This window comes from Shinella sedimenti, from assembly GCF_022601905.1.
GTDB classification, from domain to species: Bacteria; Pseudomonadota; Alphaproteobacteria; order Rhizobiales; family Rhizobiaceae; genus Shinella; species Shinella sedimenti.
The window spans coordinates 497,812-521,359 of sequence record NZ_JAKVIN010000001.1; the positions used below are offsets into that span (position 1 = coordinate 497,812).

The following is a 23,548-nucleotide window of genomic DNA, read 5'->3' on the forward strand; positions in this document are numbered from 1 at the left end:
GCACGTTGCTTACACGACGGGCCGCTCGCGCCGGAAAACAATCAGAAGCAGCACCAGCGCGGCGATGACGACGACGTCGCGCCAGAGGAAGGCGCCATAGGCGCTCCACACCGTTTCGGCAAGACCGATGGCCGCGCCGCCGAGGGCCGACCGCAAGGGGTTTCCCGCCCCGCCGAGTGCCGCGATGAACAGCACCTTCACGCCGAAGACCAACCCTGCGCCGAAATCCATGTTGCCGTAATAGGAGACGGCAAGCATGCCGGTGAGACTGGCGAACAGCGCCGCCAGCGCATAGGCGGAAAGGTAGACGCCCGCCGAATCGATGCCGCAGAGTTCCGCCGCCCGCCTGTCCTGCGAGACCGCGCGCCAGCGGCGGCCCCAGCGGGAATGGGCGAGGAAGACCGCACCGAGCGCGACCATGGCCAGCATGGCGAGCGTGTTGGCCAGTTGCAGCACGGTGAGCGCCACGGGGAATGCGGCGTCGTTCCAGAAGACGACCGGCGTCGCGAGCAGCGGCGGCAGCCAAAGACTGCGCGCATCCGATGCCAGCCGTGCTATCTCCATGAGCACGAGCACCACGCCCAGCGCGGCCACCACGACCGTATTGTCTGAGGAAAAGGCGAGCGGGCGCATGACGTGGCGACCGATCAGAACGGCCGCGCCCAGGCTGTAGAGCAGCGCGCAGACTGCGCCGAAGCTGAGCGCGGCCGGCAGGACGAGCCAGAGCTGGTTCCAGCCGTAACCGGAAAACAGCACGAAGATCTGGGCCGAGAACGCGAAGAGCGCACCGTAGGCGATATCGGCGCGGCGGGTCACGGCGAAGGCGATGGAATAGCCAAAGGCGAGCACCGCATAGAGTGCCGATACGGGCACGGCATTGGCAATCTGCTGAAGAAAATAGGCCATGGCGCTTCCCCGATCCGCAGAAATTATAACTGGCAAAATCGCTTTTACCAGTTAGAATATCGCATGACCTTCTCTTGGACCCCGCATCGTTTTTCCGGTGGCGCGCTGGCGCTCGATGTCGCGAACGCCGTCGTGCTGCGAGACGACCCGGCGCGGCGGATCGACCGGTTCGCCGATCCTGCCGCCATGGATGCCTTTTGCGCCGGAGCGAGTAATTACGGGGCCGAGCGCGATCTGTTCGGTGCGCTGGCGCCGGTGCGGGAGGATGCACGCAACGGGCTTGTTGCGCTACGCGAAGCCATCGACGCGCATTTCCGTGCCGAAATCGAGGGTACGGGAACGCCGGATCTGCTCGCGGACCTGCTGGAGGCGATCGCCGCGACGCTACGCCGATCCGGCGCGCGTCCGCAGGCGCTGGATACCGCGACAGCGCGCTCGGCGCTGCTGCTGCTGGCGCAGTCGGAACCCGACCGGCTGAAGATCTGCCCGAACTGCCGCTGGCTGTTCATCGACCGCAGCCGCAACCGCTCGCGCGCCTGGTGCGACATGGCGGTGTGCGGCAACCGGGTGAAGGCGAGCCGCCACTATCGCCGCCGGCGCGGAGACCAGAGACCATGAAACGGGCTCTGCTTGTGCTGCTCCCCCTCGCCCTGCTTCTCGCCGCCTGCCAGCGCGAAACCGGCCCCGACCCGCTTAAGCTGACGGGCAAGATGTTCGTCTTCAACTACAGGCTGGCCTATGCGACCTATCTGGTGACGCTGGAGAAGACGCAGCCTTTGAAAGAGGGATCGATCGTGCGGGCCGAATTCGAGAACCCGGCCGGCGGCGCACCGCTGACGCTGGAGCGCAAACTCTTCGCCAGCCTGCCGCGCGTCGTGCTGGAAAGCCCTGATGTCACCTGCGTGAAAAAGAACCATCCCTACAGGGTGTCGATCCGTGTGCTGGGGCCGGACGGAGAGCAACTGCAATCGTTGGAAACGCAGGTGACCTCCAGCCTCGACCAGGACATCCTGCCCGCCAAACCCCTCGTCATCGGCCCCGCCTATGAGAAAAACCCCGCGGTCTTCAAGGACGGCAAGGCACCGGCGCATTTCGAGACGGCGACGTGCACCGGCTGAACCTCAAGACAATGCGGATGCGGCAGCGTCGCAATCCCAGCAGGAATAACGCGATGCGCAATTCAATCGGTGCGTTTCCAACGCTGTCTCTTCCGAACCGTTGCGACATCGTATATTGACGCTCCCGGCGGTTTGCCCGCGCGACCGACCACCCGTTTCATGCCCTGCCCGGTCGGAGTGCCGTCTTCATGTCCCCAACCCCCGCTCTGAATTATGGTGCGATCGCTTGCGCCGACGCCAACATGCTGCCGGCCGCCTGCTGTGCCCTGCTGTCGATCCACAACAACCTGAAGGCCGTCAATGCGAAACTTCTGCTGCTGGCACTCGGCGCGGAAGAGACACAACTCCAGGAAATCGCCGCCTTCGCAAAACGGCATTCGCTCACAATCGATGTTCTGCCCGATCCCACGCCGAGGACGGATGAGCCCGCATTCGGCCGCTGGTCGCGGGCGACGCTCGCGCGGCTTTACATGGAGCTCATTGTCCCCGGTGATATCGACCGGCTTCTCTACATCGATGCGGATGCGGTCGCCGTGGCGTCACTGGATGAGCTTTTCCAGGCAGACCTCGACGGCAAGGCGCTCGGTGCGGTCGACGATTACGTCATGGCTTTTCCCGAGAAGATCGATCGCAGGCAGCAAAGGATCGGGCTGAAGAAAGGCGGACGATATTTCAATGCCGGGGTTCTGTTATTCGACTGGAAGAAAAGCGTCGAGGACGGCCTGATCCGAAAAGCGCGTGAGACTTTCGAACGCGAGCCGGAGCGGTTTCCGTCGCACGATCAGGACGTGCTAAACATCGCCTATGATGGAAACTGGCATCGTCTCGATGCACGTTACAACGCTCAGACCGGTATCCTGCCCTTTATCGAACAGCCGGCCATCGTGCATTTTACCGGACGCAAGAAGCCATGGCAGGCCGTAATGCCGTGGACGCACCGTCGGATGAAGGCGTTCTATTGCTGGGCACTTGAAGGCACCACTTGGGCGTCCTTCTGCAAGGCCTCGTCACTTACCGACAATATGGCGAGCTTTGCCGGCCACTATTCCACGGTGCTGACGACATTACCGAAGATCGCCAAGGTTCGCGCCCATTTTCATTGATGGTGCGCGTGCCGGATAACGCCAACGCAGACATCGCATCGCAATAAAAAACCGGGGCCTTTCGGTCCCGGTTTTCGAATCATTTCAATACTCTCCGACCGGGGCCGGAGGAATTGATTCAGCCGACGATTTCGGTGTCGGAGAACCAGTACTTGATTTCCTGGGCAGCGGTTTCCGGGGCGTCCGAGCCGTGGACCGAGTTCTCGCCGATGGAGAGAGCGTGGGTCTTGCGGATAGTGCCTTCGTCGGCGTTGGCCGGGTTGGTGGCGCCCATGATTTCACGGTTCTTGAGGATCGCGTTCTCGCCTTCGAGAACCTGGACGATCGTCGGGCCGGAGGTCATGCCTTCGACGAGCTCGCCGAAGAAGGGACGTTCCTTGTGCACGGCGTAGAAGCCTTCGGCTTCGCGCTTGCTCATCCAGACGCGCTTGGACGCCACGACGCGCAGGCCTGCGTCTTCGAGCATCTTGGTGATGGCGCCGGTGAGGTTGCGCTTCGTCGCGTCCGGCTTGATCATCGAAAAGGTGCGTTCAATCGCCATTTTTAGGTTTCCCTTGGTTTTCCGGTGAAAGTGGCGGTTCAATAGCTGCCAATGCCCGGCAAAACAAGGGGGTGGCGGTGTTTGGCGTTTTCAGCACAAAACTTTCATGCCGCCGTCACACGCCGTCCCGCACTGCCGTGCAGATCGAGGCAACGCTCGAACCACAGGGCCACCGGATCCTCGGCCTCCAGCACGTTCGCGCCTGATGTGGTACGCAGCCATTGCAGAGCGCCGAAGACGATATAGTCGGCAAAAAGCGGCCCATCGCCGCCGATGAACGGCTGCACCTTCAGCATGTTGCGCAGCGGCTGGAGCTTCCTGGCGAAGCCTTCGATCTCCTGTTTTCCGGCCGCGGCGATATCCTCCAGCGACGCGCCGAGGCGCCCTTCGCGGCTGCGGCGGAAATAATCCCGGTCGACGGGGCCGAGCAGGTTGTGAATATCCAGGATCGCGATGCGGGTTATGGCCATATGCAGGGTCGACTGCGACCATGCTTCAATGAAGCGCGCCATCGCCTTGCCGCCCTCGCCGCCGAACAGCGTGGGGCGATCCGGGTAGGCCTCGTCGAGATAAAGGGCGATATCGAAACTGTCGCGCACCAGCCTGTCGCCATCGCGCAGCAGCGGCACCGTCGCGGTCGCGCCGTTTTCGATTGCCGGTATTTCGGTGAAACCGACGCAGACCGTCTGGTAATCCAGCCCCTTGTGGGCAAGCGACATCACCGTCTTCCACACATGGGGTGAGAATTGGCGGGCCTTGTCGGCGCCGGCAAGGGCATAAAGCAGTCGGGTCATTGGAAGCCTCCGTTCAGCGCATTGAAACGCATGGCGGGCGCGGCTGCAAATCAGATAATTTGCGGCTTCAAATCAGATAATTTCATGCATTGCATTCATCCGCCGAATGCGCGGCGCTTTATACTGGCCGTTTCAAGGAGAACCAGATGCACGATCACTACCGCATGTTCAGCGCCTATAACAGCTGGGCGAACGCCAGGCTCTACGATGCCGTCGCCAGGCTGGATGACGCGGACTATCGCCGCGATCTCGGCGCGTTCTTCGGCTCGATACACGGAACGCTCAACCATCTGCTCGCCGCCGACCGCATCTGGCTGAAGCGCTTCACAGGCGCAGGCGACGCGCCGACCAGTCTCGACGCCATCCTGCACGAGGATTTCGCAGGGCTTCATGCGGCACGGACGGCGGAGGACGAACGAATTGCCGCTTTCATCGATTCGCTGAGCGAAGCGCAGATTGCCGCCGACGTGACCTACAGCCCGCTCAGCAATCCGGGCAACATAACCCACCCGCTCGGCCTTGCGCTTACCCATGTCTTCAACCACCAGACCCACCACAGGGGGCAATGCCACGCCATGCTGACGGCACTGGGCGGACCGAGCGTGCCACTCGACCTCGTCTATTTCGTCCGCAGCGAGGGAAAGGCTTGTCTGCACATCTGAGGTGCGGCGACGGGTCGACTCCTGCAATAGTAGTGATACAGTTAAGGAATATGGAAGCGCTCGACACCGATTTCGGGGGCTGCCGCGTGCGTGTCACCCAGGTGACAGCCACGCGGCGATCGGTGGCAGCATAGTCGCTTCCGTTGGGGCCACGCTCATGGCGCGTGCCTCGCCCGATGAGAGGAAAGCTTATGGCAAGAACGAACGAAGAGTGGGCAGCCCTGCTCGGCAGTACGCTTTGCAAGATGGCGCGTGTCTATGGCACCGACGCCCCGAACGCCTACCTGCCCGAGGAGTGCTACCCGGTCATTGAACAGACCTTCGAGGTGGCGCTGAAGGATGCGCGCGCGGAAGGCTATGCGGCGGCGCTGCGAGACCTGCAGCAGAACCGCGCCCTGCGAACCGCCAAGAAGCAACGCCTGAACGTGATCGGCCAGGTGATGCGGGCCCTGCCGCTAGCGCGACGCACCGCCTGACGGAAACGGCCCTGCCCTTGTTGGCGGGGCGTTTCACCGCGAAACACCGGCTGGGCCTGCCCGCCGTCATTTGCTGGCGGATCATCCATAGGCGAACGTAAAATTAACCGCACAATCCGATAGTTACGCCGACAATTCTCTGAGCGCGGGCCTTGGCGTCCGCGCCGAACCCGATGGCGTTTCATGAGCAGCAAAGCCTCCACCGCTTCGAAAAGCACGCAACCGGCCGGTCCGCCGATCGTGGCGCGCATCGCGCAGCTGATGGCGGGCCTCGGCATCGCGGCGCTTCCGCGCAATTACGAACTGCTGTTCGAGGCACTGAACGGCAATGCCGGCGTCGCGCGTGACGTCGCGGCGCTGGGCAAGACGCCCGACCAGCTTTCCCTCGATGCCATAGCGCTGCGCCACGCGCTGCCCAGCCACAATGCGCTGGCGGCCGGCCAGGCGGCCGACGAAGCCGTGCGCGTCCTTTGCGAAATCGCGAAAACATCCGAGGAAAGCCAGCGCCAGCGCGCCGCCGCAATGCAGGAACTGGAGGAGATCGCCGCCAGGATGCAGCGCGACCCGGTGCTCGGCATTTCCGACTTCACCAGCGATGCGACGCGGCTTCTTTCGCTCATGCAGGATATTCTCGGCGCCGACCGGACCGCTGCCGCCCGCATCGGCGACCTGCAATGCCATCTCGACAGCCTGCGCTCCGGCCTTGCCATAAGCCGTGACGCGCTGACGCACGATCCTGTGACGGGGCTTGCGAACAAGGCCGCACTGCTTAGCCATCTAAACGGTATCTTCGACGACAAGGCTGCGGCTGGAACCTCCGCGCTGCTGGTCTTCCGCGTCGAGCAGCTTCGGAAATTCGCCGAAAGCCACGCAGCCGGATCTGACGAGAAGACGGTCAAGCGACTGGCGACCATCTTTCGCCAGTCGGTGAAGAAGAACGACCTCGTCGCGCGCACCGGGCCAGACCTCTTCTGCCTGCTGCTGTGCGATGTCACGCGCGAGATCGCCGCCGGCATTGCCCGAAGGGTGGCCGACAAGGTGGTGGAAATGCCGTTTCCCTTCCTCGACCGCGAACTGCCGGCCGGCTTCCTGACGCTGACAGCCGGCGTTTCGATGACCGATTCGGCAACGACACCCGTCACGCTCTACGAACAGGCCGACCAGGCGCTGGCGTACGCAGCGGAGACGGGAATTGCGCTGCGCATCTACTCCGCGGAGGTGGCCGAGCGGGCTGGCCGCACCTATCGCGGCGGCGCCGCGGCCTGAGACGGCGTCTGGCGCGCAAAACCGCTTCGCACTTGCGCGGGATTTGGTTATAGACCCGCCATGATCACGATTTCCGGCCTCACCGCCCGCATCGCCGGGCGTCTCCTCATCGACAACGCGTCGCTTTCGCTGCCTTCAGGCACGAAGGCGGGTCTCGTCGGGCGCAACGGCACCGGCAAGTCCACGCTGTTTCGCATCATCACCGGCGCGCTTTCGCCGGAGGCCGGCACGATCACGCTGCCGAAGAATGCGCGCATCGGCCAGGTGGCGCAGGAAGCGCCCGGCACGGACGATGCGCTGATCGAGATCGTGCTGGCCGCCGACAAGGAACGCGCCGCCCTGCTGAAAGAGGCGGAAACGGCTGATGACCCGCACCGCATCGCCGAAGTCCAGACGCGGCTCACCGATATCGGCGCGCATTCGGCCGAGGCGCGCGCGGCCAGCATTCTTGCCGGCCTGGGCTTCGACCACGAGGCGCAGCAGCGGCCGGCGAAAAGCTTTTCCGGCGGCTGGCGCATGCGCGTTGCGCTGGCGGCCGTGCTGTTTTCCGAGCCGGACCTGCTTTTGCTCGACGAACCGACGAACTATCTCGACCTCGAAGGCACGCTGTGGCTGGAAGACTACGTGCGGCGCTATCCGCACAGCGTCATCATCATCAGCCACGACCGCGACCTGCTCAACACGGCCGTCAACGCCATCGTGCATCTCGACCAGCAGAAGCTGACCTTCTATCGCGGCTCCTACGACCAGTTCGAGCGCCAGAAGGCCGAGAACGACGAATTGCAGATGAAGGCGAAGGCCAAGAACGACGCCGCGCGCAAGCACCTGCAAAGCTTCATCGACCGCTTCCGCGCGAAGGCGACGAAGGCACGGCAGGCGCAAAGCCGCATCAAGGCGCTGGAGCGCATGGGCACGGTTTCCGCCGTTATCGAGACCCAGGTGCAGCCGATCACCTTTCCCGAGCCGGAACGGCAGCCGGCCTCTCCGATCATCGCCATCGAGGGCGGCGCGGTGGGCTATACGCCCGGCAAGCCGATCCTCAAGCAGATCAACCTGCGCATCGACAATGACGACCGCATCGCGCTGCTTGGCTCGAACGGCAACGGCAAATCGACCTTCGCCAAGTTCATCTCGGGTCGGCTGGAAGCGGAATCGGGTGTGGTCAAGCGCGCGCCGGGGCTGAAGATCGGCTTCTTCGCCCAGCACCAGCTGGACGACCTCATTCCCGACCAGTCACCCGTCGAGCACGTGCGCCGGCTGATGCCGGAGGCGCCGGAAGCCAAGGTGCGCGCCCGCGTCGCCCAGATGGGGCTTGCAACGGAGAAGATGTCCACACCCGCCAAGGACCTGTCGGGCGGTGAAAAAGCGCGGCTGCTGATGGGCCTTGCCGCCTTCGACGCGCCCAACCTGCTCATTCTCGACGAGCCGACCAACCATCTCGACATCGACAGCCGCCGCGCGCTGATCGAGGCGCTGAACGATTACGAGGGCGCCGTCATCCTGATCTCGCACGACCGCCACCTGATCGAGGCGACCGTCGACAGGCTGTGGCTGGTCAACAACGGCACGGTGAAGACCTTCGAAGGCGATATGGAGGATTATCGCGGCCTCATCGTGCAGTCCGGCAAGCGCGACGACAAGGACAAGCCGGCGGCGAACGGCGATACGGCCAACAAGGCCGACCAGCGCAAGGCCAATGCCGACAGGCGTGCGCAATTCGCGCCGCTCAAGAAGAAGATCAATGAAATTGAATCCCTGACGGCGAAACTGAACAAGCAGATTCAACTGCTTGACGCAGAACTTGCGGACCCCGCGCTCTACGAGAAGAGCCCGGCAAAGGCCGCCGAGAAGGCCAAGCTGCGTGCCATGGCCGCCGACAAGCTCAACGAGGCCGAGGAACAGTGGCTGGAGCTTTCGGCGGAATACGAAGAGGCGATGGCCGGGTAACGTACCCGGCCGGCCCGGCGCAAGGCCTGCGAAACCAGCGCGTCGCGCGCGCCATCCTCTAAGACGAAAGTCGTAGCGGGCGGGATTTATCCGGCCCCATCTTCGCTTGAAACCCACATCCCGGCATGATTAGCTTTCCCCGGTCACACAAGGGTGGGGTTGAGGAGCCCTGCCCGCCACTGGGAGGAAACCATGGATCGCCGTTCGTTCATCAAGAAAGCCGGTGTAGCAGGTGTGGGCGGCGCAGCCTCCGCCGTACTCGCTGCGCCGGCCCTCGCGCAAAGCAACCCGAAGATCAACTGGCGTCTCGCCTCGTCGTTCCCGAAATCGCTGGACACGATTTACGGCGGCGCGGAGGTGCTGTCGAAATACGTGTCCGAAGCGACGGACGGCAATTTCCAGATCCAGGTCTTCGCGGCCGGCGAGATCGTGCCGGGCCTTCAGGCCGCCGACGCCGCGTCTGCCGGCACCGTGGAAGCCGCGCATACCGTTTCCTACTACTACTGGGGCAAGGACCCGGTCTGGGCGCTGGGTGCGGCCGTGCCGTTTGCGCTGAACGCGCGCGGCATGAACGCCTGGCAGTACCATGGCGGCGGCATCGACCTGTTCAACGAATTCCTCGCCACGCAAGGCCTGGTCGGCTATCCGGGCGGCAATACCGGCGTGCAAATGGGCGGATGGTTCCGTAAGGAAATCAAGACCGTCGACGACCTCAAGGGTCTGAAGATGCGCATCGGCGGCTTCGCCGGCAAGGTCGTCGAGAAGCTTGGCGTCGTGCCGCAGCAGATCGCCGGCGGCGACATCTACCCGGCGCTGGAAAAGGGCACGATCGATGCGGCCGAATGGACGACGCCCTATGACGACGAAAAGCTCGGCTTCGTGAAGGTAGCGCCCTATTACTACTATCCCGGCTTCTGGGAGGGCGGCCCGACGGTGCATGCACTGTTCAACAAGGCGGCCTTCGAGGGCCTACCGAAGGCCTACCAGTCGCTGCTGCGCACGGCCTGTCAGGCGACGGACGCCGACATGCTGCAGAAATACGACTGGCTGAATCCGCCAGCGATCAAGCGCCTCGTTGCGGCCGGCGCAAAGCTCAGCCCGTTCAGCCAGGAAATCCTCTCGGCCTGCTTCGACGCCGCCAACGAGGTCTATGCCGAGATGGAAGCCTCCAACCCGACCTTCAAGAAGATCTGGGACTCCATCAAGGCCTTCCGCGGCGAGTATTACCTCAACCTGCAGATCGCCGAATACAACTACGACACCTTCATGATGCTCCAGCAGCGCGCCAACAAGCTGTAACCAGCAACGTCGGAACGAGACATGGAAAACCCCGGAGCGGCGACGCTCCGGGGTTTCTGTTTGTTTGAGTGTCGCCGGGCAGGGCTGCGCTTTGCGTTACCCCACATCCGGCCTGCCAACCCCTCCCCGTCAGTTGAAGGACGGCGGACTGGAGAGGTCGGTGGCGGGTTTCTGTTCGTTGCCCTGCGGGTTGCCTTCGGCGGGCTTCTGCTCGCCGCCGCCGTCCAGCGGGTTGCCGGCGGGCAATTGCAGGCCGCCCGGGAGGCCAAGACCGCCGCCATTATCCGGCAGACCAAGGCCGCCGCCGCTGCCGCTACCGCCGAAGCCGGGGACCTCGATCTTGATCGTGGCGGGATCGACGCCGCTGCCCTCGCCCTTGTAGTGCATGACCATGCCCGGGAACATGATGGTGAGACTGACCATCAGGATCTGGATGCCGACGAAGGGCACCGCACCCCAATAGATCTGGCCGGTGGTGACGGGTTCCATCCGCTTGCCGGTGACCTTGTCGAGATAGGGTATCTTGGCGGCGACCGAGCGCAGGTAGAAGAGCGCGAAGCCGAAGGGCGGATGCATGAAGCTCGTCTGCATGTTGATGCCGAGCAGCACGCCGAACCAGATGAGATCGATGCCGAGCCTGTCGGCGGCGGGTGCCAGCAGCGGGACGATAATGAAGGCGAGCTCGAAGAAATCGAGGAAGAACGCCAGGAAGAAGACCAGCACGTTCACCGCGATCAGGAAGCCCGTCTCGCCGCCCGGCAGGGATACCAGCAGGTGTTCGACCCACAGGTGCCCGTTCACGCCATAGAAGGTGAGCGAGAAGACGCGCGCACCGATGAGGATGAACAGCACGAAGGACGAGAGGCGCGTGGTGGCGGCAAGCGCCGAGCGCATGACGTCCAGATTGAGCCGGCCCTTTGCTGCTGCCATGACGAGCGCGCCGACCGCGCCCATGGCGCCGCCCTCCGTCGGCGTGGCGATGCCGAGGAAGATGGTGCCGAGCACCAGGAAGATCAGCGCCAAGGGCGGGATCAGCACGATGATGACCTGCTGGGCGAGCCGCGACATCATGTTGATGTTCAGGCCCTTGTCGGCCAGCGCCACGATGTAGATGAAGATCACCCCGACCGTACCGCCGAGGATATCGGCATTCTCGCCATGCGTCGGGTAGAGATAGACATGCGCGGCATAGGCAATGCCGGCAGCCACCGCGAGAGCGACGATCAGCGACGTGACACCCGACCCGAGGGAACGGGCCTCCAGCGGCAGCGCCGGCATGGAATCACGCTTGAGGAAGGACATGAGCAGGATATAGCCCATGTAGAGCCCGGTCAGGATCAGGCCGGGGATCAGCGCGCCGGCATACATGTCGCCGACGGAGCGGCCGAGCTGGTCGGCCAGTACGATCAGGACGAGCGATGGCGGGATGATCTGGGCGAGCGTGCCTGATGCGGCAATGACGCCCGACGCGATCGACCGGTCATAACCATAGCGCAGCATGATGGGCAGCGAGATGAGGCCCATGGCGATGACCGAGGCGGCGACGACGCCGGTGGTGGCCGCAAGCAGCGCACCAACGAAGATGACCGCATAGGCCAGGCCGCCGCGGATCGGCCCGAAGAGCTGGCCTATCGTGTCGAGCAGGTCCTCGGCCATGCCGGACCGTTCGAGCACAATCCCCATGAAGGTGAAGAAGGGAATGGCGAGCAATGTGTCGTTCGACATCACCCCCCACAGCCGTTCCGGCATCGCATTGAGCAAAGGCCAGGAGAGGTTGATGGAATCGGACAGCGGCGCGAGCTCCACACCGATGACGAAGAAGAGCAGACCGTTTGCCGCAAGCGAGAAGGCCACCGGGTAGCCGAGCAGCAGGAACACGATCAGCGACACGAACATGATCGGTGCGAGGTTTTCAGCGATGAACTCGATCATGCGCCCTTCTCCCCGCCTGCAGCCATATCGAGCGGCGCGTGCGTGGGCACATAGGGGGTGGGATCCTCCATGTCGCCGCGCATGATCGCGATTTTCTTGATGATCTCCGAAACGCCCTGGGCGGCCAGAAGCAGGAAGCCCGCGAGAAGGATGGCCTTGGCGGGCCAGACGATCAGGCCGCCGGCGCTCGAAGAGCCCTCGCCGGAGCGATAGGACATCAACACATAGGGCACGAGGTAATAGATCATCAAAAGCACGAAGGGCATGAGAAACAGGCAATGGCCGAGAAGATCGATCCAGTGCTGCACCCGGCGGGAGAACTTGCCGTAGACCACGTCGATGCGGATGTGCTCGTTCTGCGCCAGCGTGTAGGCGGCGGCCAGCATGAAAGCCCCGCCGAACAGATACCATTGCGCCTCGAGCCAGGCGTTCGATGAGATGTTGAAAGCCTTCCGGACGACGGCGTTGCCGGCGCTGACGAGTACGGCGATCAGGATGAGCCAGCCGACCGCCTTGCCGACACCTTCCGTGACAGCATCGATCAGCCGGCTGAAAACCAGCAGTGTCTTCATGAAATAGTCCTCCCCGCGTGGCGTATTTTTCTATGGTGCCCAGCCCGGTCAGAGTGCCAATTTCGCGGGGGCTTTCAAGTCAGAAACCGGACCGGCACCTGCCTTATTAGACAAAAGACGAACGCCGCGCGGCTGGCTGGATATCGACTGCATAAGGAATAGGCAGTTATCGGCGCGAACACGCCTTGCCGCCGCAAAGCGTTCTGCTAAAACAGCGGCGCAATCATCATACAAATAAGGGTGGAGACATGGCAGCGATCAATCTCGCAATCGTCGGCGTCGGCAAGATCGTGCGCGACCAGCATCTTCCGGCCGTCGCGAAGAACGGCGATTACAAGCTGATCGCCGCCGCAAGCCGGCATGGCGTCGTCGATGGCATCGACAATTTCAAGTCGATCGACGAGATGCTTGCGGCCGTGCCCGCCATCGACGCGGTTTCGCTCTGCATGCCGCCGCAATACCGCTACGAAGCCGCCGAAAAGGCGCTGTCGGCCGGCAAGCACGTCTTCCTCGAAAAGCCGCCAGGCGCGACGCTTTCGGAAGTGGCCGACCTCGAGGCGCTGGCCGCTTCCAAGGGCCTGTCGCTCTTCGCCAGCTGGCATTCGCGCTATGCGCCGGCCGTCGAGGCAGCGAAAAGCTTTCTTGCCGGCACGACGATGCGTTCCATGCAGGTGATCTGGAAGGAAGACGTGCGCCACTGGCACCCGAACCAGGACTGGATCTGGCAGGCCGGTGGCCTTGGCGTGTTCGATCCCGGTATCAACGCGCTGTCCATCGTCACCCATATCCTGCCGCGGCCGGTCTTCATCACCGAGGCCACGCTGGAATTCCCGGAGAACCGGGATGCGCCGATCGCCGCCGCCATCACCTTCACGGACGCGAAGGGTCTCGACCTCAAGGCCGAGTTCGACTGGCGCCAGACCGGCAAGCAGAGCTGGGACATCGTGGCACAGACCGAGGCGGGCGAGATGGTTCTCTCGGAAGGCGGCGCCAAGCTTTCCATCGACGGCAAGCTCGTGCATGACGAGCCAGAGCAGGAATATCCGATGCTCTACAAGCGGTTTGCGGAGATCATCAAGGCGGGGCAGTCGGATGTCGATCTGGCGCCGCTGCGCCATGTCGCCGACGCCTTCATGCTGGGGCGGCGCAAGTTCGTCGACATGTTCTACGACTGAGAAAAGGCCCGCTCCGGCGGGCCTTCCGCTTTTCAGGCCTGCGCTGCAAGTGGGCGCGGCTGCGGGCGCTTCAACAGCATCACAGACAGCGCGGCGAGGATGCACATCATCCCCGCGATCTGCAGCGCCGGCATGTAGGTGTCGAAGTCGCTCTTGAGGTACCCCGCGCCGAAGGCGGCGGTGGCGGCACCGAGCTGATGGCCGGCGAAGACCCAGCCGAAGACCAGGCCGGCCTTCTCGCGCCCGAAATTTTCGGCCGCCAGCTTGACCGTCGGCGGCACGGTGGCGACCCAGTCGAGACCGTAGAATACCGCGAAGACCGACAGCTCCACGAAGCTGAAGCCCGAGATGGACAGATAGAGCAGCGACAGTCCGCGCAGGCCATAGAACCAGAACAGCAGGACGCGGTTGTCGTAGCGATCGGCCAGCCAGCCGGCGAAGACGGTGCCGAAGAAATCGAACACGCCGATGACGGCGAGCGTGCCTGCCGCCGTGACGGCTGCCATGCCGAAATCACCGCAGATCGAAATCCAGTGGGTCTGGATCAGGCCGTTGGTCGAGAGGCCGCAGACGAAGAACGTCCCGAACAGCACCCAGAAAACCGGACTGCCTGAGACGCTTTTCAACGTGACGAGCGGTGCGAGCAACGTGGCCCCGAGCTTGTGATCCTGCTTTGGCGGCGCGACGACAGCCGTTTCACCATAGGCCGGCAGCCCGACATCGGAGGGGTGATCGCGCATCAAAAGGAGGACGAGCACCATCGCGGTGGCGATGACGGCGACGGAGAGCGTGAGCGCCGTGCGCCAGCCATAGGCTTCCGTGAGGGCGGCAAGCAGCGGCAGGAAGACGAGCTGGCCCGTCGCATTGCTTGCCGTCATCAGGCCGACGACCAGGCCGCGGCGCTTGGAAAACCAGCGGGTGGCGACGGTGGCGCCGAGCACCAGCGCCGTCATGCCCGTGCCGACGCCGATGACGACGCCCCAGAGCAGCAGCAACTGCCAGACCTGCGTCATGAAGAAGGACAGCACGATGCCGCCCATGATGAGCGACACGGCCGCAGTCACCACCCGGCGGATGCCGAAATGGTTCATGAAGGCGGCTGCGAAGGGGCCGAGCAGGCCGAAGAGCACCAGCCGAACGGCCATGGCCGACGAAATGTCGGCGATATCCCAGCCGAACTCCTGATGCAGCGGCTGGATCATCACGCCCGCCGAGCCCATGGCGCCGGCCGTCGCCAGCATGGTCAGGAAGGTGGTCGCGGCCACCACCCAGCCGTAATGCACATTCCTGCCGGCCATCCATCTGGCGACACTTGCCGAAACCATCTTCACGTCCCTTTCGTCAGCACCGCGTCGCGGTGAATTTGCGGGTATATACCCATTTAACGACAAAAAATTTCACAGAACGGCGAGCAGGTCCCGCAACCGGTCGATGCCATCGGCTCCCAGGCGGGATTCGATATCGGCCTGCACGCGATCCCAGAGCGGGGCACCTTCTTTCAGAACCGCCTGGCCTGCCTCCGTCACCAGAAGCGTCGCCTCGCGCTGATCCTTACCGGTGCGAATATCGACCAATCCCATGCGCTCCAGCACCTTGGCGTTGCGGCCGACAGTCGAGCGGTCGAGTTCGACGCGGGCGGCTAAATCCGTCAGCGACACCGGCGCCATGCGCCTGATGTTCCTGAGAAGGCTGAACTGGGCGATGTTTATGCCAAGCGGGGCCAGCGCCTCGTCATAATAGGACGAGACCTTGCGCGACGCCTTGCGCAGCAGAATGCAGTGGCAGAGATCCTTGCTCATTTCGCGGGTATATACCCATGAATTCGCGTCGGCAAGATGAGCGCGGTGACAGTGTCGCGATCAGGCCTTCTTCATCCAGCGTCCGTCATTGTTCTGCTGCCAGTAGGTGAGCTGGTGCCCCTCGCCTTTCAGGCGCTTCCAATGCTCGCGCGCGGTCTCGACCTCCGCCTGGTCGTAGCCGTCGAACATGAAGATGACGCGCTCATAGGCATCGAGCGGCGGCGGGGCGGCACCGGCGACGATGAAGCGCACATTTGCAGCATTGGCATTGTCCGGCGTTGCCGTCACCAGCACAGGCTGGTCGGCGGCGAAGGCCTGCTCGTCTGTACCATGCGGCAGGAAGCTGTCTTCCCGGAACGTCCACAGGTGCGTGTCGATGGCATCGCGCCGTTCGGCATCGCCGGTCTGCACGACGACGCGCCAGCCGCGTTCGAGGCTCTTGTCGAGGAGCGGCGGCAGCGCATCCTCGAGCTTCGATTCGGTAAGGTGATAGAAGAGGACCTCGCTCACCTCATCCCTCGTAATTGGCGCGCACGAGTTCGTCGAGCAGCCGCACGCCGAAGCCCGACGCCCAGGACTGGTTGATCTCATCCGTCGGCGAGCCCATCGCCGTGCCGGCGATGTCGAGATGCGCCCAGGGCGTATCCTTGACGAAGCGCTGCAGGAACTGCGCGGCGGTGATCGATCCGGCATAACGGCCGCCGGTGTTCTTCATATCGGCGAACCTGCTGTCGATCATCTTATCGTATTCGCGCCCGAGCGGCATGCGCCACAGGCGCTCGTTGGTGGTGAGACCCGCCGCCGTGAGGCGCGTGGCGAGCGTGTCGTCGTTCGAAAACAGGCCCGCATGATGGCTGCCGAGCGCGACCATGATGGCGCCGGTCAGCGTGGCGAGATTGACCATGAACTGCGGCTTGAAGGTCTCGTTGCAGTACCAGAGCGCATCGCACAGCACGAGCCGGCCCTCGGCATCGGTGTTGATGACCTCGATGGTCTGGCCCGACATGGATTTCACGATATCCCCGGGGCGCTGCGCATTGCCATCTGGCATGTTTTCCACAAGGCCGATGATGCCGATGACATTGGCCTTCGCCTTGCGGGCGGCAAGCGTGTGCATGAGGCCGATGACGGCCGCCGCGCCGCCCATGTCGCCCTTCATGTCCTCCATGCCGGCGGCGGGCTTGATGGAAATGCCGCCGGTATCAAAGACGACACCCTTGCCGATGAAGGCGATCGGACGGTCCTTCTCCTTACCGCCCTTCCAGTGCATGACGGCAAGGCGCGGCGGACGCACAGAGCCCTGCGCGACGCCGAGAAGCGCTGCCATGCCGAGCTTCTTCATCTCGCGCTCGGTGAGAATGTCGACCTCGACGCCGAGCTTTTCGAGCGCCTTGGCGCGGGCGGCAAACTCGACCGGGCCGAGCACGTTGGCCGGCTCGTTGACGAGGTCACGCGCGAGGATCACGCCCTCGGCGACCGCGTCGGACACCTCGTTCGCCTTCTTCGCGGCGCTGGCGGCAGCGGTGACGAGCGTCACCTTCACCGACTTGCCGGGCTTTGCCTCGTCCTCATCGCCCTTCTTCGTCTTGTAGGTATCGAAGCTATAGGCGCCGAGCTGCATACCCAGCGCGAAATCGGCGGCATTGCGCGCGCTCACCGTGACGCCGGGCGCATCGAGATAGATGGTGACCTTTTCGGCTTGGCCAATCTTTGCAGCAGCACCGCCGGCCTTCAGCCAATCGTGCGCGACGAGCCTGTCGGCCTCGCCGAGGCCGAGCACGCGGATGCGATCCACCGGCGCGCCGTGGGGCGCCAGAACATCCAGGCTCTTCAGCGCCTTGCCGGTGAATTTCGCCACCTCCGCCGCACGACCGACGACATTGCCCGGGTCGACATCCGCGAGCCCCGCGGCCGGCTGGCCGGCGGCCTGCAGGAGGATTGCGACGCCGCCCGAAGCACGTGCCGTCTTTGCGAAACCGATGTCGAACCTGGATGCCATGACTTACTCCGCATGTGACGCCGGAACCCGCCGGCGGGGCGGGCAAAGCCCGCGATAACATCGACTCCTTGTCGCTTTTGCAGCGCTTGGCAAGATGCGTTCGGTTGTTTAGAGAACGTTAACCACGCTTGTTCGCCATAAATTTTCCATCCGGGTAGAGACTCTCGGGGTATGGCGTCAGCCTCAAGAAAGCTTATATGCCCATTGCAGTTCCGCAGAGGGGCGCCAGGGGGCGCTGACCGGAGCCGCCTTTGGACCACGCGGACTGAATGATGAAACTGATCGAGCGCTATATCCTGCGGCGGGCGTCGCTCATGTTCGCGGCAACGCTTCTGCCGCTGCTGGGCATCGTCTGGGTCACGCAGGCGCTGACCAGCGTCAATCTCGTCACCGACAGCGGCCAGTCGATCTTCGCCTTCCTACGGCTCGCGACGCTCATCCTCCCCTCGGTGATCCCAATCATCCTGCCATTCGCCTTGGTCATCGGCGTGGCGCAGACGCTGACCGTGATGAACGGCGATTCGGAACTGACGGTGCTGAATGCCGCCGGCAGTTCACGCATGACCATCATCAAGCCGATCATGATTCTCGCCATGGCGACGAGCGTCGTCTCCTTCGCCGTGGACAATTTCGTCGAGCCCTATTCGCGCATGGCCGTGCGCCAGATGATCGCCACCGCCAATGCGGACATGCTTTCTTCGGTCGTGCAGGAAAATACGTTCCGCAAGGTCACGGACGGTCTCTACGTACAGGTGGCGGAGCGGCGCAACGGCGGCGTGCTGCACGGTCTCTTCGTCGCCGACACGCGCGATCCGCGCTTCGAGATGATCTATTATGCCCGCGAAGGCGCGGTGGACGAGAACAGTGCCGCGCTGGTGATGAAGGACGGCGAGGTGCACCGCAAGCTTCCCGACGGGAGCGTCTCGATCATCAAGTTCGATTCCTACGCCTTCGACCTCGCCGACCTGACGCAGAGCGCCGGCACGGCAAACATTCGTCCAAAGGACCGGGATCTCGCCTATCTGCTCAATCCCGACCCCGCGGATTCGCACTACAAGAACAATCCGCTGGCTTTCAGCGCCGAACTGCACCGACGCTTCACCGAATGGCTGTTTCCGGCGGTCTTCGGCCTGATCGCGCTCGTGGTGAGCGGTGACGCCCGCTCGCATCGCGAAGCGCGCCTGCATCCGATGGTGACGGCACTGCTGACCGCGCTCTTCGTGCGCTGGGCGAGTTTCTATGCCTCCAACAGCGCCGAAAAATCCGCCTATTTCATTCCTGTCATGTACATCATCCCCCTCCTCACGGCGGCGATCGCGATCCGGTATCTCGCACGCAACAAGAATCTCGATCTCCCCAGTTCGGCAGGCGAGCGCTTGACGGAGCTTACGGAAAAACTTCGGTCGCGCTTTGCGAAGGGCCGCGCACTGCCCGGCGGAGGCAAGCAGCCATGATCCGCACACTCGATCTCTATTTCTTTCGCCGGTACATCGTCACCACCATCTGGTTCCTGCTGGGCATCTTCGCGCTCGTCTTCATCATCGACTTCAGCGAGATGTCCAATCGCGTCGGCGGCCTGCCCGGCTATACGCTCGGCATGGGCCTCGTCGTCACGGCGCTGCGCATTCCGATGATCCTGATGCAGACGGTGCCGTTTGTCGCGCTCTTCGCCGGTATGGCGGCGCTGATCTCGCTCAATCGGCGTTATGAACTGGTGGTGACACGCGCCGCGGGCATTTCCGCATGGCAGTTCCTTCGCCCCTTCCTGCTCGGCGCCTTCCTGTTCGGCGTGGCCGCGATCCTGACGATCAATCCGCTCGCCGCCTGGGGCAGCAAGAAGGCGCAGGAATTCGAAGCGTCGTGGGGTGCGACCAACGCGGCGCGCTCCGAAACCGCCGTGCCGTGGCTGCGCCAGATCTACGGCAATGACCAGGCGATCATCGGCGCCAAGGCCGTTCTCGACGGCGGAATGCGCCTGATGAACGTGTCCGTCATCCACTTCGATACCGACAATCGCATCACGCTTCGCCAGGACGCAGACCAGGCGACTTTGGAAGATGGTTACTGGCTTCTTAAGAATGTGCGCGAAACGCGCGCCGGCGAATTGCCCGTGCGTCTCGACGAGGTACAGCTTCGTACCAACCTGAAACAGGAATTCGTTCAGGAGAGCCTCGAAAAGCCTGAAACCATTGCCTTTTTCAATCTCGGTCGGAAAATCGAAGCGGCAAAATCCTTCGGCTTCCCGACGCATGCGATGGAAACACAGCTTCATACGATGCTGGCGCTGCCGCTTCTCCTGGTTGCGATGACGCTGATCGCCGCCTGTGTATCATTGAAATTTAGCCGGTTTAATCAATCGCGTGCGGTGATTCTGGGTGGAATCCTTTCGGGCTTCATGCTTTATGTCGTCACCGTGCTTGTGAAGGCATTCGGAAGCAGCGGTGTTGTTCCTCCGTTCGTTGCGGCTTGGCTCCCAGTGGTCGTCGCGATGTCCCTGGGAGCAACGATTCTTCTGCATCAGGAGGACGGCTAGTGGCGGCAGGCGCCCGCAAAACGAATCGGTGGTTGAAAGCCGCCCTGCTTGCAGGTGCGGCCGCGTGCGCCCTCATGTCCGCATCCGCAGTCCCCGCATATTCCCAGAACGCGCGCGTCGATGCGATGGCGCCGAATGTCCCTGAGGGCAGCAAGCTGCTTCTGGCGGCAAACGAGGTTGTGTATAACAAGGACAACGAGACCGTGACCGCACGCGGCGCGGTGCAGATCAATTATGCCGGCTACAAGCTGGTCGCCCGCCAGGTGGTCTATGACCAGAAGACCGGCCGGGTGAAGGCCTACGGCAATATCGAGCTGATCGAACCAACGGGGAACCGCCTCTATGGCGACGAAATGGACCTGTCGGACGATTTCGCAAACGGCTTCGTCAATGCGGTGCGCGTCGAGACGACCGATCTGACGAAGCTCGCGGCGACGAGCGGCGAACGCGTGAATGACGAGGAGATGATCCTCAACCACGCCGTCTATACCGCCTGTACGCCCTGCGCGACCAATCCGACCTATCGCGGTGTGTGGGAGGTCAAGGCCGAGCGCGTCGTGCAGAACGGCCGCACCAAGACGATCCGCCTCGAGCATGCGCGCTTCGAAATGTTCGGCCGGCCGGTCGCCTATATCCCGGTGCTTGAAGTGCCGGATCATACGGTGAAGAGGAAAACCGGTTTCCTCTTCCCGCAGTTCCGCTTCGATCAGAAGCTCGGCTTCGGCGTCACGACACCTTATTATATTGCGATCGCCCCGGACATGGATGCGACGCTCTCCCCCACCGGCCTGACCAGCCAGGGCTTCCTGATGGAAGCGGAGTTCCGCAAGCGCTTCCATAACGGCATGGTGACGCTGCATGCGGCCGGCATCAACCAGTCGGATCCGGATCGCTTCACCGCTGGAACAAGCGACCAGCTTGAGACGAATCGCGGCATGGTCGGCACGACGGGTGCCTTCCAGATCAATCCGCGCTGGGCGTTCGGCTGGAACGCCATGCTGCAGAGCGACAACAACTTCTCGCGGACCTACAGTATCAAAGGTTTCAAGGCGGATACCTACGTCAATCAGGCTTACCTGACGGGCTTGAGCCGGCGTAATAGCTTTGATTTGCGCGCGTTCTACTTCGACGTCCAGGACGCTGATCCGAATAATGAAGCTGAGCGTCGGCAGGCGATCGCCCAGGTTCTGGATCACCAGTATATCGTCCCGCAGCCGGTTCTCGGCGGCGAGCTTTCCGTCACGACCAACTTCACCAATATCGATCGCGATCTGACGGACAGCACCCTGGTTCCCGGTGGGATACGGTTTGCTGGCCTCGAAGGCGGCTCGACACGTTTTACCAGCGAAGTTGAATGGAAGCGCCAGTTCATCGTGCCGGGTGGCCTTGTGCTGACGCCCCTGCTTGCCGCACGTGGCGATATTCATCGCCTCGACGTTCGCTCGCCGGTCGGGTATGGCGGCGATTTCGAGACCGCCGGCAGCGCGACGAGCTCGATGCTGACGGCGGGGCTGGAAGCCCGTTACCCGATTCTCGTTACCACCGACTCGTCGAGCCACCTTTTCGAGCCGATGGCCCAGCTTTATCTGCGGCCGGATGAGGATCTCGCAGGCCGCCTGCCGAACGAGGATGCGCAGAGCTTCGTCTTCGACGCCTCCAATCTGTTCGAGCGCGACAAGTTTTCGGGCTTCGACCGGATCGAAGGTGGCAGCCGGGCCAATGTCGGCATCCGCTATACCGGGACATTCGACAACGACGTGCGGCTGCGCAGTATTATCGGCCAGTCCTACCATCTCGGCGGCGTGAATTCCTTCGCCACACCCGATCTGGTCAATGCAGGCGCGAATTCTGGCCTGGAAACCGATAGCTCCGATTATGTCGGCATGGCAGGTATCGATCTTCCGATCGGCATCACCTTCACCACGGGTGCGCGTCTCGACAAGGACGACCTGTCGCTGCGCCGCTCCGATGTGTCGCTGGGCTTCGCCAACGATCGCTTCAGCACGACAACGACGTATACCCGCGTCGCCGCGCAGCCGCTCTACGGCGCCAGTGAAACGGCAAGCGAAGTGCAGAACAGGAGCTCGTTCAAGTTCCGCGACTACTGGTCGGTCTTCGGCTCTGTCACCTATGATATCAGCAACAAGGTCGTGGCGCGCAACGGCGTCGGCTTTGCCTATGACGACCGCGATACGCTCTTCTCGATCGCCTATGAACAGACGCGTGACAAGAGCAACACCGCCGCGAACGACTGGTCGGTCATGGCCCGCCTGATGTTCCGGACGATCGGCGACATCCAGATCGGCACAGATAGCGATTAAGGCTTCAAAAGCTGTACGACTTGTCATCGTTTGGCCGCATGTAATATGCACATCCGGGAAAAGAACTTCCGGATGGCAGCACGCCTAAAGGGCATTGTGCGGTGAAGCCATGCGGAACGGCTACGGGAAAGGGAACGGGATGAGACACTCTCTGCTACGCTCCGTGATGATGGGAGTGACGCTGGCTGCGGCGGTTGCGGTCGTTGTGCCAGCCGGCACGGCGCAGGCGGCAAGCTCCGTTGTCGCTGTCGTCAACAATACGGCGATCACCACCGGTGACGTGGAAAAGCGTGTGAACTTCCTCAAGCTGCAACGCGCGAAGGGTAACCTCCGCAGCATGGCACGCGAACAGCTGATCGAGGACACGCTCAAGCGCGAAGAAATCCTGCGCGTGCGTGCGTCCGTCAGCCAGTCGGAAGTCGATGCCGCTTATGCGCGCTTTGCCTCCTCCAACAAGATGTCGGCGGAGCAGCTGGGCAAGGTCCTTAGCCAGGCTGGCGTCGGGTCGGAGCATTTCAAGCAGTTCATTGCGCTGCAGATGAGCTGGCCGCGCGTGGTGAATGCGCGCTTCGCTGGTTCCAACACCGGAAAATCGCTCGTCGAGCGCATGCAGGAAAATGGCGGCAAGAAGCCCGTCACGACGGAATATTTCCTCAAGCAGGTGATCTTCGTCGTACCGGAAAAGCGCCGCAACGCCATCCTGGGCAAGCGCAAGTCGGAAGCGGAGGCCTCGCGCTCGAAATTCCCCGGCTGCGACCAGGCCAAAGCCTTTGCCGCGACGATGCACGACGTATCGATCCGCGACCTTGGCCGGGTGCTTGCGCCGCAGATGCCCGAAGACTGGAAGCCGCTGGTCGAAAAGGCGACCGGTCAGACGACCGGCACGCGCGTGACCGAACGCGGCGTTGAATATCTCGCGATCTGCATGAAGCGCGATGTCAATGACGACGTCGCCGCCGAAATGGTTTTCCGTGCCGAGGACCTGGCGAAAGCCAAGGGCAACGAGAACGATGAAAACAGCAAGAAGCTTCTTGCCGAGCTTCGCAAGAAGGCCACGATCACCGACCGCTGAGCGCGGAGTCGGCGACACGATGCCCCGCTCCGG

General features: G+C 62.9%; 22 protein-coding genes. 13 read left to right on the forward strand and 9 right to left on the reverse strand.

From position 1 onward, the window contains the following. Positions 1-9 precede the first annotated feature (9 nt). A complete protein-coding gene (locus tag MKI86_RS02545) occupies positions 10-906 on the reverse strand; it encodes a branched-chain amino acid ABC transporter permease (protein ID WP_241596693.1) in 897 nt (298 codons plus the stop codon). Positions 907-969: 63 nt separating this feature from the next. Between MKI86_RS02545 and MKI86_RS02550 the strand changes: the two genes are divergently transcribed. The 3 genes from MKI86_RS02550 to MKI86_RS02560 all read left to right on the forward strand — a co-directional run bounded on the left by MKI86_RS02550 (position 970) and on the right by MKI86_RS02560 (position 3,127). Beyond that, a complete protein-coding gene (locus MKI86_RS02550) occupies positions 970-1,524 on the forward strand; it encodes a CGNR zinc finger domain-containing protein (RefSeq protein ID WP_241596695.1) in 555 nt (184 codons plus the stop codon). After that, positions 1,521-2,024 carry a hypothetical protein gene (locus MKI86_RS02555; RefSeq protein ID WP_241596698.1) on the forward strand — a complete coding sequence of 168 codons (504 nt, stop codon included), beginning with the start codon at positions 1,521-1,523 and terminating at the stop codon, positions 2,022-2,024. The genes MKI86_RS02550 and MKI86_RS02555 overlap by 4 nt, the downstream gene beginning before the upstream one ends. Before the next feature lie 188 nt (positions 2,025-2,212). Continuing rightward, entirely contained in the window at positions 2,213-3,127 is a 915-nt protein-coding gene (locus tag MKI86_RS02560; RefSeq protein WP_241596707.1) for a glycosyltransferase family 8 protein, read from the forward strand. Between the two features lie 118 nt (positions 3,128-3,245). Here MKI86_RS02560 and ndk read toward each other — a convergent pair whose 3' ends face one another. Both ndk and MKI86_RS02570 read right to left on the reverse strand, forming a co-directional pair. After that, a complete protein-coding gene (gene ndk / locus MKI86_RS02565) occupies positions 3,246-3,668 on the reverse strand; it encodes a nucleoside-diphosphate kinase (protein ID WP_028736091.1) in 423 nt (140 codons plus the stop codon). A 104-nt stretch (positions 3,669-3,772) separates the two neighbouring features. Then, positions 3,773-4,462, reverse strand: a complete 690-nt coding sequence (locus MKI86_RS02570) for a glutathione S-transferase family protein (protein ID WP_241596709.1) — start codon at positions 4,460-4,462, stop codon at positions 3,773-3,775. A gap of 146 nt (positions 4,463-4,608) precedes the next feature. Between MKI86_RS02570 and MKI86_RS02575 the strand changes: the two genes are divergently transcribed. The 5 genes from MKI86_RS02575 to MKI86_RS02595 all read left to right on the forward strand — a co-directional run bounded on the left by MKI86_RS02575 (position 4,609) and on the right by MKI86_RS02595 (position 10,112). Further along, positions 4,609-5,124, forward strand: a complete 516-nt coding sequence (locus tag MKI86_RS02575) for a DinB family protein (protein WP_241596713.1) — start codon at positions 4,609-4,611, stop codon at positions 5,122-5,124. 191 nt (positions 5,125-5,315) lie between these two features. Further along, the gene (locus MKI86_RS02580; RefSeq protein ID WP_241596715.1) at positions 5,316-5,600 is read left to right on the forward strand and encodes a hypothetical protein; all 285 of its coding nucleotides are present in this window, start codon (positions 5,316-5,318) and stop codon (positions 5,598-5,600) included. Positions 5,601-5,783: 183 nt separating this feature from the next. Continuing rightward, positions 5,784-6,866, forward strand: coding sequence for a GGDEF domain-containing protein (locus tag MKI86_RS02585; protein WP_241596717.1), 1,083 nt, complete (start codon positions 5,784-5,786; stop codon positions 6,864-6,866). 60 nt (positions 6,867-6,926) lie between these two features. Then, positions 6,927-8,813, forward strand: a complete 1,887-nt coding sequence (locus tag MKI86_RS02590) for an ABC-F family ATP-binding cassette domain-containing protein (protein ID WP_241596718.1) — start codon at positions 6,927-6,929, stop codon at positions 8,811-8,813. Between the two features lie 192 nt (positions 8,814-9,005). Further along, on the forward strand, positions 9,006-10,112 hold the full coding sequence (locus tag MKI86_RS02595) for a TRAP transporter substrate-binding protein (protein WP_241596720.1): 1,107 nt from the start codon (positions 9,006-9,008) through the stop codon (positions 10,110-10,112). Positions 10,113-10,241: 129 nt separating this feature from the next. Here MKI86_RS02595 and MKI86_RS02600 read toward each other — a convergent pair whose 3' ends face one another. Next, positions 10,242-12,044 (reverse strand): TRAP transporter large permease, encoded by a 1,803-nt coding sequence (locus MKI86_RS02600; RefSeq protein WP_241596722.1) that lies wholly within the window; start codon positions 12,042-12,044, stop codon positions 10,242-10,244. Further along, complete coding sequence (locus tag MKI86_RS02605; protein WP_241596724.1) at positions 12,041-12,616, reverse strand: TRAP transporter small permease subunit; 576 nt, start codon at positions 12,614-12,616, stop codon at positions 12,041-12,043. Before MKI86_RS02605 ends, MKI86_RS02600 begins: the two co-directional genes overlap by 4 nt. A gap of 248 nt (positions 12,617-12,864) precedes the next feature. Here MKI86_RS02605 and MKI86_RS02610 point away from each other — a divergent pair, with 248 nt between their 5' ends. Beyond that, positions 12,865-13,791, forward strand: a complete 927-nt coding sequence (locus MKI86_RS02610; RefSeq protein WP_241596726.1) for a Gfo/Idh/MocA family protein — start codon at positions 12,865-12,867, stop codon at positions 13,789-13,791. 32 nt (positions 13,792-13,823) lie between these two features. Here MKI86_RS02610 and MKI86_RS02615 read toward each other — a convergent pair whose 3' ends face one another. The 4 genes from MKI86_RS02615 to MKI86_RS02630 form a co-directional block, all read right to left on the reverse strand. Continuing rightward, a complete protein-coding gene (locus tag MKI86_RS02615; protein WP_241597810.1) occupies positions 13,824-15,116 on the reverse strand; it encodes an MFS transporter in 1,293 nt (430 codons plus the stop codon). Positions 15,117-15,188: 72 nt separating this feature from the next. Then, the gene (locus tag MKI86_RS02620; protein WP_241596728.1) at positions 15,189-15,590 is read right to left on the reverse strand and encodes a MarR family winged helix-turn-helix transcriptional regulator; all 402 of its coding nucleotides are present in this window, start codon (positions 15,588-15,590) and stop codon (positions 15,189-15,191) included. 60 nt (positions 15,591-15,650) lie between these two features. Next, positions 15,651-16,100, reverse strand: coding sequence for a DNA polymerase III subunit chi (locus MKI86_RS02625; protein WP_241596732.1), 450 nt, complete (start codon positions 16,098-16,100; stop codon positions 15,651-15,653). A 1-nt stretch (position 16,101) separates the two neighbouring features. After that, positions 16,102-17,589 carry a leucyl aminopeptidase gene (locus tag MKI86_RS02630; protein ID WP_241596735.1) on the reverse strand — a complete coding sequence of 496 codons (1,488 nt, stop codon included), beginning with the start codon at positions 17,587-17,589 and terminating at the stop codon, positions 16,102-16,104. 272 nt (positions 17,590-17,861) lie between these two features. Between MKI86_RS02630 and lptF the strand changes: the two genes are divergently transcribed. The 4 genes from lptF (at position 17,862) to MKI86_RS02650 (ending at position 23,515) form a co-directional block, all read left to right on the forward strand. Further along, a complete protein-coding gene (gene lptF, locus MKI86_RS02635; protein ID WP_241596739.1) occupies positions 17,862-19,043 on the forward strand; it encodes an LPS export ABC transporter permease LptF in 1,182 nt (393 codons plus the stop codon). Beyond that, the gene (gene lptG, locus MKI86_RS02640) at positions 19,040-20,122 is read left to right on the forward strand and encodes an LPS export ABC transporter permease LptG (protein WP_241596742.1); all 1,083 of its coding nucleotides are present in this window, start codon (positions 19,040-19,042) and stop codon (positions 20,120-20,122) included. The genes lptF and lptG overlap by 4 nt, the downstream gene beginning before the upstream one ends. Continuing rightward, the gene (locus MKI86_RS02645) at positions 20,122-22,443 is read left to right on the forward strand and encodes an LPS-assembly protein LptD (protein WP_306424434.1); all 2,322 of its coding nucleotides are present in this window, start codon (positions 20,122-20,124) and stop codon (positions 22,441-22,443) included. Before lptG ends, MKI86_RS02645 begins: the two co-directional genes overlap by 1 nt. A gap of 139 nt (positions 22,444-22,582) precedes the next feature. Continuing rightward, entirely contained in the window at positions 22,583-23,515 is a 933-nt protein-coding gene (locus MKI86_RS02650) for a SurA N-terminal domain-containing protein (RefSeq protein WP_256465723.1), read from the forward strand. The last annotated feature ends 33 nt before the right edge of the window (positions 23,516-23,548 follow it).

Excerpts from the sequence above, each read along its gene's own strand:
- MKI86_RS02595 (WP_241596720.1), top strand. The coding sequence starts at position 9,006 with ATGGATCGCCGTTCGTTCATCAAGAAAGCCGGTGTAGCAGGTGTGGGC.
- MKI86_RS02560 (WP_241596707.1), top strand. The coding sequence starts at position 2,213 with ATGTCCCCAACCCCCGCTCTGAATTATGGTGCGATCGCTTGCGCCGAC.
- MKI86_RS02580 (WP_241596715.1), top strand. The coding sequence starts at position 5,316 with ATGGCAAGAACGAACGAAGAGTGGGCAGCCCTGCTCGGCAGTACGCTT.
- MKI86_RS02550 (WP_241596695.1), top strand. The coding sequence starts at position 970 with ATGACCTTCTCTTGGACCCCGCATCGTTTTTCCGGTGGCGCGCTGGCG.
- MKI86_RS02650 (WP_256465723.1), top strand. The coding sequence starts at position 22,583 with ATGAGACACTCTCTGCTACGCTCCGTGATGATGGGAGTGACGCTGGCT.
- ndk (WP_028736091.1), bottom strand. The coding sequence starts at position 3,668 with ATGGCGATTGAACGCACCTTTTCGATGATCAAGCCGGACGCGACGAAG.
- MKI86_RS02600 (WP_241596722.1), bottom strand. The coding sequence starts at position 12,044 with ATGATCGAGTTCATCGCTGAAAACCTCGCACCGATCATGTTCGTGTCG.
- MKI86_RS02610 (WP_241596726.1), top strand. The coding sequence starts at position 12,865 with ATGGCAGCGATCAATCTCGCAATCGTCGGCGTCGGCAAGATCGTGCGC.
- lptF (WP_241596739.1), top strand. The coding sequence starts at position 17,862 with ATGAAACTGATCGAGCGCTATATCCTGCGGCGGGCGTCGCTCATGTTC.
- MKI86_RS02615 (WP_241597810.1), bottom strand. The coding sequence starts at position 15,116 with ATGGTTTCGGCAAGTGTCGCCAGATGGATGGCCGGCAGGAATGTGCAT.
- MKI86_RS02590 (WP_241596718.1), top strand. The coding sequence starts at position 6,927 with ATGATCACGATTTCCGGCCTCACCGCCCGCATCGCCGGGCGTCTCCTC.
- MKI86_RS02570 (WP_241596709.1), bottom strand. The coding sequence starts at position 4,462 with ATGACCCGACTGCTTTATGCCCTTGCCGGCGCCGACAAGGCCCGCCAA.
- MKI86_RS02585 (WP_241596717.1), top strand. The coding sequence starts at position 5,784 with ATGAGCAGCAAAGCCTCCACCGCTTCGAAAAGCACGCAACCGGCCGGT.
- lptG (WP_241596742.1), top strand. The coding sequence starts at position 19,040 with ATGATCCGCACACTCGATCTCTATTTCTTTCGCCGGTACATCGTCACC.
- MKI86_RS02630 (WP_241596735.1), bottom strand. The coding sequence starts at position 17,589 with ATGGCATCCAGGTTCGACATCGGTTTCGCAAAGACGGCACGTGCTTCG.
- MKI86_RS02605 (WP_241596724.1), bottom strand. The coding sequence starts at position 12,616 with ATGAAGACACTGCTGGTTTTCAGCCGGCTGATCGATGCTGTCACGGAA.
- MKI86_RS02575 (WP_241596713.1), top strand. The coding sequence starts at position 4,609 with ATGCACGATCACTACCGCATGTTCAGCGCCTATAACAGCTGGGCGAAC.
- MKI86_RS02620 (WP_241596728.1), bottom strand. The coding sequence starts at position 15,590 with ATGAGCAAGGATCTCTGCCACTGCATTCTGCTGCGCAAGGCGTCGCGC.
- MKI86_RS02545 (WP_241596693.1), bottom strand. The coding sequence starts at position 906 with ATGGCCTATTTTCTTCAGCAGATTGCCAATGCCGTGCCCGTATCGGCA.
- MKI86_RS02555 (WP_241596698.1), top strand. The coding sequence starts at position 1,521 with ATGAAACGGGCTCTGCTTGTGCTGCTCCCCCTCGCCCTGCTTCTCGCC.